Source organism: Rhodococcus sp. NPDC057014 (genome assembly GCF_042673295.1).
Taxonomy (GTDB): Bacteria; Actinomycetota; Actinomycetes; order Mycobacteriales; family Mycobacteriaceae; genus Rhodococcus_F.
In genome coordinates, this window is sequence record NZ_JBHUSF010000406.1 from 1 (window position 1) to 6739 (window position 6739).

The 6739-nt window shown below is 68.3% G+C and carries 9 protein-coding genes and 1 pseudogene; 9 read left to right on the plus strand and 1 reads right to left on the minus strand.

The genetic code is table 11. The annotated features are described in order from the left end of the window. Nucleotides 1–561: 561 nt before the first annotated feature. The 3 genes from ACFTZB_RS41020 (at nucleotide 562) to ACFTZB_RS41030 (ending at nucleotide 1539) form a co-directional block, all read left to right on the plus strand. A complete protein-coding gene (locus tag ACFTZB_RS41020) occupies nucleotides 562–786 on the plus strand; it encodes a DUF3263 domain-containing protein (protein WP_378440982.1) in 225 nt (74 codons plus the stop codon). A 55-nt stretch (nucleotides 787–841) separates the two neighbouring features. Then, entirely contained in the window at nucleotides 842–979 is a 138-nt protein-coding gene (locus ACFTZB_RS41025) for a hypothetical protein (protein WP_378440984.1), read from the plus strand. 317 nt (nucleotides 980–1296) lie between these two features. Then, nucleotides 1297–1539 carry a hypothetical protein gene (locus tag ACFTZB_RS41030; RefSeq protein WP_378440986.1) on the plus strand — a complete coding sequence of 81 codons (243 nt, stop codon included), beginning with the start codon at nucleotides 1297–1299 and terminating at the stop codon, nucleotides 1537–1539. A 108-nt stretch (nucleotides 1540–1647) separates the two neighbouring features. On the opposite strand, the gene ACFTZB_RS41035 is transcribed toward ACFTZB_RS41030, so the two are convergent. Next, nucleotides 1648–1962, minus strand: coding sequence for a hypothetical protein (locus tag ACFTZB_RS41035; RefSeq protein WP_378440988.1), 315 nt, complete (start codon nucleotides 1960–1962; stop codon nucleotides 1648–1650). A gap of 701 nt (nucleotides 1963–2663) precedes the next feature. Here ACFTZB_RS41035 and gvpJ (ACFTZB_RS41040) point away from each other — a divergent pair. The 6 genes and pseudogenes from gvpJ (ACFTZB_RS41040) to ACFTZB_RS41065 form a co-directional block, all read left to right on the plus strand. Then, the gene (gene gvpJ / locus ACFTZB_RS41040; RefSeq protein WP_378440990.1) at nucleotides 2664–3029 is read left to right on the plus strand and encodes a gas vesicle protein GvpJ; all 366 of its coding nucleotides are present in this window, start codon (nucleotides 2664–2666) and stop codon (nucleotides 3027–3029) included. Further along, nucleotides 3026–3805, plus strand: a pseudogene (locus tag ACFTZB_RS41045) (GvpL/GvpF family gas vesicle protein). The gene gvpJ (ACFTZB_RS41040) and the pseudogene ACFTZB_RS41045 overlap by 4 nt, the downstream one beginning before the upstream one ends. Before the next feature lie 230 nt (nucleotides 3806–4035). Next, on the plus strand, nucleotides 4036–4668 hold the full coding sequence (locus tag ACFTZB_RS41050; protein ID WP_378440993.1) for a hypothetical protein: 633 nt from the start codon (nucleotides 4036–4038) through the stop codon (nucleotides 4666–4668). Nucleotides 4669–4674: 6 nt separating this feature from the next. Beyond that, on the plus strand, nucleotides 4675–6147 hold the full coding sequence (locus ACFTZB_RS41055) for an SRPBCC family protein (protein WP_378440995.1): 1473 nt from the start codon (nucleotides 4675–4677) through the stop codon (nucleotides 6145–6147). Further along, a complete protein-coding gene (gvpJ, locus tag ACFTZB_RS41060; protein WP_378440997.1) occupies nucleotides 6144–6527 on the plus strand; it encodes a gas vesicle protein GvpJ in 384 nt (127 codons plus the stop codon). Before ACFTZB_RS41055 ends, gvpJ (ACFTZB_RS41060) begins: the two co-directional genes overlap by 4 nt. Then, nucleotides 6527–6739, plus strand: a 213-nt coding sequence (locus ACFTZB_RS41065) for a GvpL/GvpF family gas vesicle protein (protein WP_378440999.1), incomplete at its 3' end; no start/stop codon positions are given. The genes gvpJ (ACFTZB_RS41060) and ACFTZB_RS41065, both read left to right, overlap by 1 nt.

Sequence of the window (6739 nt, forward strand, 5' to 3'; positions counted from 1 at the left end):
CCAGGTGGGAGCCGAGCCGCCGCCATGAGCAGGCAACTGCCCCCGAGATCAGCATGGATAGTGCGGGTGCCGCATCTGGGGCACGCGAGACCGGCTGACCGCGCACGGCAGTCGGCGGCCGTCCCACCCGATCGGTCCTGGTGCGGGTCCACATTGCCGACACCGGTGCGGGTCACCCGGCGGAATGCTCACCGACACCAGGGGCGGGATCCGAACAATTGCTCGAGCGGGACCGGAATATCGCCGTTCGTGCGCCGAGAAAAGCTACCGGTGTCAAAAAATTATCCCGGCACTCGAGTGAAGTTCGTGCACGAATTCGCAATTCGCCGACACAACGCCGACGCCTGCCGAATTCGGCTCGCGGGGTCGGGAGGTCTATATGACAGGCTCGGTGAACCCGCTCAGTTCCTCGGCGACGGTGAGTCCCGTGGCGACCGTGAACTCGACTCCGTCGATGACTGCGTCCAGAAACACGTGGCCGATCAGGTCGGCCCCCGCCCCGAATCGGGCGTCGAACTTTACCCCTCACACACATCACGACGACACGGGAAAGGTGGCCAGATGAGCACCGCACAGATGAACCGGATGGTGTCCTTCGAACTGCGCTGGTACAGCCACGGCGGCGGCCCGGAAGAGACCATCCTGGCGGACTTCGGGATGAGCTCCACCGACTTCTTCCGGGAACTGCACACCAAGCTCGAACTCGACCCGCCGACACCGCTGCAACCGAAACTGGTCGAGACGATGAAGGCAGTTGCGCGCCGACGCCTGTGGGCAGGGTCCTGACCCCGCCCGCAGATCTTGGGGTGGGTGTGATTGTCGCTCAGCTCGGTGGTGCTCGATGCTGGAGGGAGTCGATCTCGGCGGACACCTCGTCGAGGCGGCGTCTGGCCTTCGCCAGCAGGCCCTCGAGTTCGAGAATGCCGACTTCCACTTCTTCCCGCTCGGCCAGGCGGCGGGTGAGCTCGTTCGGGGGTGATGCAGGTCAGCCGGCCCGATGAGGCCGTCCTGTTCCTCGCGTGAGAGGTGTGCGTCGGAGTGGTTCACGAGGTTACGGAAGGGCCGTACGCGGCCGGGGCGGGTTGGGCGATCACTCGGCCTCGGCGCGTACGACGTCGGGCGCCCCGCGGCCGAAGGGGTTGGCGACCGGAACCGGGGCTGGCTGCCCCGGCGGGTCTGGCGCGAGCCCCGGGACAACGTAGTGTGCGGGTACCCGGATCCGGGCCGGCTACGCCGGCGTGACCTCGGTGCGGCTGATGATCCGGGCGCGTGGCCGGAGTGGAAAGGGGCCGACCGATGTCCGAGAGCACGCACACCCCGAAACCCGGGCCCGCGGCGCTGAGTGTGGGCGCGCGGGTGCGGGTGCGCCGGCCGTCCGAACCGGCGCAGACCGGTCGAATCGTGGAGGACTTCGCCGCGCTGACCGACACCGAGGAGCGAGGGCACCGATGGGCGCCGGTGCACCGGTGGGCGGTCGCCCTCGACGACGGGCGGCTGGTGTTCGCCGACACCGACGACCTGACCGCGGACCCGGCCTGACCGACCCGGGCGCGGGTGGGACCGGGCCGGTGGCCCCGTGGCCTGCCGGCCAGCGCGAGACCGTCCCCGGGACCCCTCGTGCCCGTGGCCCCGGGGGCGGTCGACCGGTTACTTCACCGTCACGCTGCCGGTGAAGAAGAACGGTGGGGCCCCGCCGAAGCAGAAGACGGTCACGGTCGAGTCTTTCGCGAAACCGCTCAACGTCCCGACCCCGGGCGCGAACGCACCGGTCTCGAGGTTGAAGCCGGAGTCGAAGCCGAAGCAGGTCCAGTTCTCGCCCGCCGGCACTGTGACGGTCACGGTTCCCGACGCGCCGGCGACGACGCTCAACGCCGGCACCGCCGCCGCGGTCCCGGCAGCGAGGACCATCGCGGGAGCGATCACGGCCGTCGCGACGGCCGTGCGCGCTGCGAGTTTCTTCATCGTGCTCACCTCATCCGTGGAAGTCCCCGACTCCTGCAGTGAACGGGGCTCCGGAAGCGGCGCGACGACGTGGGACCTCCGCGCACCCTTCCGGGGCACTCCTCCTGTGAACGAGTACCGCTTTCCCGGTAAACCCGCAGTTCAAACCGGGCGCGACTGACCGCAGCAGTCCCCACGCCGGCGGTGTTCGAGAACGTCAACGCCAGCACCGTCCTGAGCATGGCCTGGCGGTGCTGCGCGCACCAACGAACATCCGTCGGGGTGCGCAGGAGCGGCCGGAGAGGCGTGGTCCTGGACGCGCACCACCCCGAGGACACCGGGGGCACTGGGACACCGATCCACAGGCGGCCCGCAGCCGCGACATCTACCGGGCGCGCGGTTACGACGCCGCCCACCGAGGCGATGCCGGTGACCGAGGGAAGCGGTCGAGTATGCGAAGGTCGAGTCGCCGGGGTCCGCGCACACTCGGCACACCTTCGATGATGCCGATGGATCCGACCGGATGGACTGTTTCTCGGCCCGAATTGCGGAGTCCTCTAACGTCTTACCGATTGGATGGGGCCCGTTCCGGGTAGTCGCTAGCCGACCCCCGCGTGCACCCCTGGCCCTCCCGGGGCGTCGGCAGTGGAGCCTGCCGGGGTGGGCGGGACCTGTGGTTGCAGCGCCGCGTGGTGGGCGAACAGAGGCAAGGAGCGACGAGCATGACCACGGCAGGCGGGCCCAGTTCCAGCAGTCTCGCCGACGTCATCGACACCATCTTGGACAAGGGACTGGTCATCGACGCCTACGTTCGGGTTTCGATCGTCGGCATCGAACTGCTCACCATCGACGCCCGCGTCGTGGTCGCGAGCGTCGACACCTACCTGCGCTTTGCCGAGGCGGCGAACCGGCTCGCGATCGGCAGCGAACCGAAGGGCCTGGCCGATCTGGTCTCCGACGTCAAGGGCAGCGGCAGCACCAAATCCAAGACCAAGGGTGTCCTCGAGGGCGTGAGCGAGACGCTCGGTGAGCTGCTCGGCGGCTCGGGCAGCGAACGCGAACCCGCACCCCGCCGGAGGAACACATGACCTCCCCCGAGGACACCGGGCCCGACGGTGACGACGAGGGCACTGCTGCGGTGGCGTCCGCGATCTATGTGTACGGCATCGTCCCGGCGGACGTGCACCCGGAAGAGGACGCCACCGGCATCCACGACGCCCCGATCGAGATCGTCACCCAGGGCGAGATCGCGGCGTTGGTCAGCGAGATCGATCTCGGCAGGCGTCTGGGCGCCCCTGCGGACCTGCAGACGTACGCCCGCATTCTGGACAGCACCGCGCACGTCGCGCCGGTGCTGCCGCTGCGGTTCGGGGCGGTCGTGTCCGACCGGGACGCGGTGATCAACGAGTTGCTCGCCGACCACGCCGGCGAGTTCGCCTCCGCCCTCCAGGATCTGGAGGGTTCGCGCAGTACATGGTGAAGGGCCGCTACCATCCTCCGCGAGATCGTCGACGACAGCCCGAAGGCGACCAGCCTGCTGAAGTCGATCCGCGACCAACCGGAGGAACTGACCCGGGACGCCCGGATAGCGTTGGGGGAGATCATCGGTAACGCCCTCGAGGCCAAGCGGAACGCCGACACCCGCACCACCCTCGAGAGGCTGTCCCCGCTGACCGACACCGCCGACGTCCGTGCCCCCACCCACGACGAGGACGCCATGCAGATCGCGGTCCTCTTCGAGGTGGACCGGCAGGGCGAACTCGAACACGCCGTCGGGGAACTCGCCGAACGCTGGGACACTCGGGTCACGATGCGCCTGCTCGGGCCGATGGCGGCCTACGACTTCATCGTCGCCCGCACATAGCCTGCCGCCCGCACCACGATGGCACGGGCTCGCGTCGTCGTCGTCCGCAGGAGCCACCGACCGGTCGGCTCGTTTCGCGGCCGAACTGCGGTTTCCCCGTCTGCGGCCGATTGAGCAGCCCCGCCGCGGGGTAGTCGGCGGAATGCGCCCCCCACCGCGCAGGATCCGCTCACAGACCGCCGCCGGCGCCGAGGTGCACCACCACATCCACTCGATGAAGGGGTTGGGCGATGACAAGCAAGGGTCAGATGGCCATGGCCGTGGGTGCCGGTTACATGCTGGGCCGCACGCACAAGATGAAGCTGGCGTTGATGCTCGCCGGGTTCGGGGCCAGCAGACGGTTTCCCAGCAGCTCGCTGGGTGTCCTCGGACAGGGCGGAAGGCTGCTCGCGAATTCCCCCGAGGTCGCCAAGCTCGGTGCGACGGTCCGTAAGGAGTTGATGAATGCCGCGAAGGCGGCGGCGGTGACCGCGGCCAGTCAGCGCCTCGACTCGCTCAACACCCGGTTGCAGTCGGGTGAGGATCTGCTCGGCGGCCTCAAGGCTGTGGGCGGCGGGAAGAAGAAGTCGAAGCGGTCCCGTGACGAGGAACCCGACGACGAGTACGACGACGAGGACGCGGGCGACGACGAGGACGCGGGCGCCGACGAGACCGGTGACGACGATTCCGAGGAGGCGCCCCGCGCCCGGAGGCGGCCTGCCCCGCGGCGCCGCTCGTCGAGTGGCGGTAGTTCCCGGCCCACGCGGTCCCGGTCGCGGTCGTCGACAAAGGACGACGACGACGAGGACGAGCTGTCCCGGGCCCGCAGAACGCGCGCGAAGGCGACGACCGATTCCGTACCCGTACGACGCTCCCGGAAGTGATCAGCGATGACCTCGACTCTCGACAGCGCGGCGAAGAAGCTGCGCGAGAACGTTTCCGGTGCGTCCGGTAAGGCCGCATCGGTCTCACCCCTGCAGAAGGCGGCGCAGGGCCTGCTCGGCACCGTGACCGACAAGGCGTTATCCACCGTCACCGACAAGGTGCAGGGCGCGACCGGCAGGCTGACCGACTACGCCGAGGGCGGCGGCGGAAGCCTGCTGTCCGCCGTCACCGGCAAAGACAACGGCAACGGCAACGGCGACGGCAACGGTGATGGGAAGGGCGACGGCAAGTCACTGTTCTCCCGGTTGACCGACAAGGTGAAGGACACGGCGTCGGATGTGAAGGACGCGGTCACTGGCGGCGGCGGTGGCGGTGGTAAGGGTAAGAAGCTCAAGTTGACCAACATCGTCGAAACGATCGATGTCGGGGTCCCGGTCCAACTGGCGTACAACCAGTGGACCCAGTTCGCCGACTTCCCGTCGTTCATGAAGAAGGTCGAACGGGTGGAACAGGAAGCGGACGAAAAGCTCGAGTGGAAGGCGCAGATCTTCCTGTCGCACCGCACCTGGGAGGCGTCGATCCTCGAGCAGGTCCCGGATGAGCGGATCGTGTGGCGGTCGAAGGGTGCCAAGGGTTTCATCGACGGTGCGGTGACGTTCCACGAGGTGACTCCCGATCTCACCCGCATCGTTGTGATCCTCGAATACCACCCGAAGGGTTTGTTCGAGAGGACGGGGAACCTGTGGCGTGCGCAGGGTCGGCGAGCGCGACTGGAGTTGAAGCACTTCGGACGCCACGTCATGACCCAGTCCGTTCTCCATCCCGACGAGGTGGTGGGGTGGCGCGGAGAAATCCGGGACGGCAAGGTCGTCGAACCCGAGGAGTCCGAGGACGACTACGAGGAACCGGCCGACGACGAAGAGCCGCAGGACCAAGAGGAGTCCGGCGAGTACGAAGACGAAGAACCGGAGGAAGAACCGGACGAGGAGTCGGAGGAGGAGTCCGGCGAGTACGACGACGAGGAGCCGGAGGAGGAGCCGGAAGAGGAGTCCGGCGAGTACGAGGACGAAGAACCCGAGGAGGACACCGCGGAGGACGAGACCGCTGAGGACGAGACGGAGGAGGAGGAACCCGAGGAGGACGAGACCGGCGAGTACGAGGACGAAGAACCCGAGGAGGACACCGCGGAGGACGAGACCGCTGAGGACGAGACGGAGGAGGAAGAGCCTGAGGAGGAGCAGCCCAAGCCGCGCCGGCGTCGTCCCGAGCCGCGCCGGCGTCGTCCCCAGAAGGCCGCTGCAAAGGAGACCCCCGCGAAAAAGGCCGCAGCGAAGAAGGCCCCCGCGAGGAAGACCCCCGCGAAGAAGGCCCCAGCGAAGAAGGCCCCCGTGAAGAAGGCCCCCGTGAAAAGGGCCGCAGCGAAGAAAACTGCCGCGAAGAAGGCAACACCGCGGCGTAGGACGGGAGCACGCGCATGACCACGGCAGGTGGACCCAGCTCGAGTAGTCTCGCCGACGTCATCGACACCATCCTCGACAAGGGCCTCGTGATCGACGCCTACGTGCGGGTCTCGCTGGTCGGCATCGAACTGCTGACCATCGACGCCCGAGTCGTCGTCGCGAGCGTGGACACGTACCTGCGGTTCGCGGAAGCGGTGAACCGGCTCGAGATCGGCAGCGAACCGAAGGGGCTGTCCGAGATCGTGTCGGGCGCCACCGAGGGCGCTGCCAAGCACAAGACGAGGGGTGCGCTCGAATCGGCGGGCGACAAGCTCGGCGGCCTCTTCGGGGGCGGGGAGGAAGAGGAAGAACCGGAGCGGGAACGAGTCTCGCGCAAATCGACTCGCGGTGACCGGTGATGGCCACCTCGGAGCAGACGAAGCAAACGACCGGTATGTATGTCTACGGCATCGTCCCGGCCGACGTCGAGGTCGCCGACGATGCGACCGGGGTCGCGGACGGCACCGTGGAGGTGATCACGCATGGTGACATCGCCGCCCTGGTGAGCGGGCTGTCGGTGGACCGGGCGCTCGGCGCACCCGGGGACCTGCGGGCGCATGCGGACCTGCTG

Excerpts from the sequence above, each read along its gene's own strand:
- ACFTZB_RS41030 (WP_378440986.1), top strand. The coding sequence starts at position 1,297 with ATGTCCGAGAGCACGCACACCCCGAAACCCGGGCCCGCGGCGCTGAGT.
- ACFTZB_RS41025 (WP_378440984.1), top strand. The coding sequence starts at position 842 with ATGCTGGAGGGAGTCGATCTCGGCGGACACCTCGTCGAGGCGGCGTCT.
- ACFTZB_RS41050 (WP_378440993.1), top strand. The coding sequence starts at position 4,036 with ATGACAAGCAAGGGTCAGATGGCCATGGCCGTGGGTGCCGGTTACATG.
- gvpJ (WP_378440990.1), top strand. The coding sequence starts at position 2,664 with ATGACCACGGCAGGCGGGCCCAGTTCCAGCAGTCTCGCCGACGTCATC.
- ACFTZB_RS41035 (WP_378440988.1), bottom strand. The coding sequence starts at position 1,962 with ATGAAGAAACTCGCAGCGCGCACGGCCGTCGCGACGGCCGTGATCGCT.
- ACFTZB_RS41020 (WP_378440982.1), top strand. The coding sequence starts at position 562 with ATGAGCACCGCACAGATGAACCGGATGGTGTCCTTCGAACTGCGCTGG.
- gvpJ (WP_378440997.1), top strand. The coding sequence starts at position 6,144 with ATGACCACGGCAGGTGGACCCAGCTCGAGTAGTCTCGCCGACGTCATC.
- ACFTZB_RS41055 (WP_378440995.1), top strand. The coding sequence starts at position 4,675 with ATGACCTCGACTCTCGACAGCGCGGCGAAGAAGCTGCGCGAGAACGTT.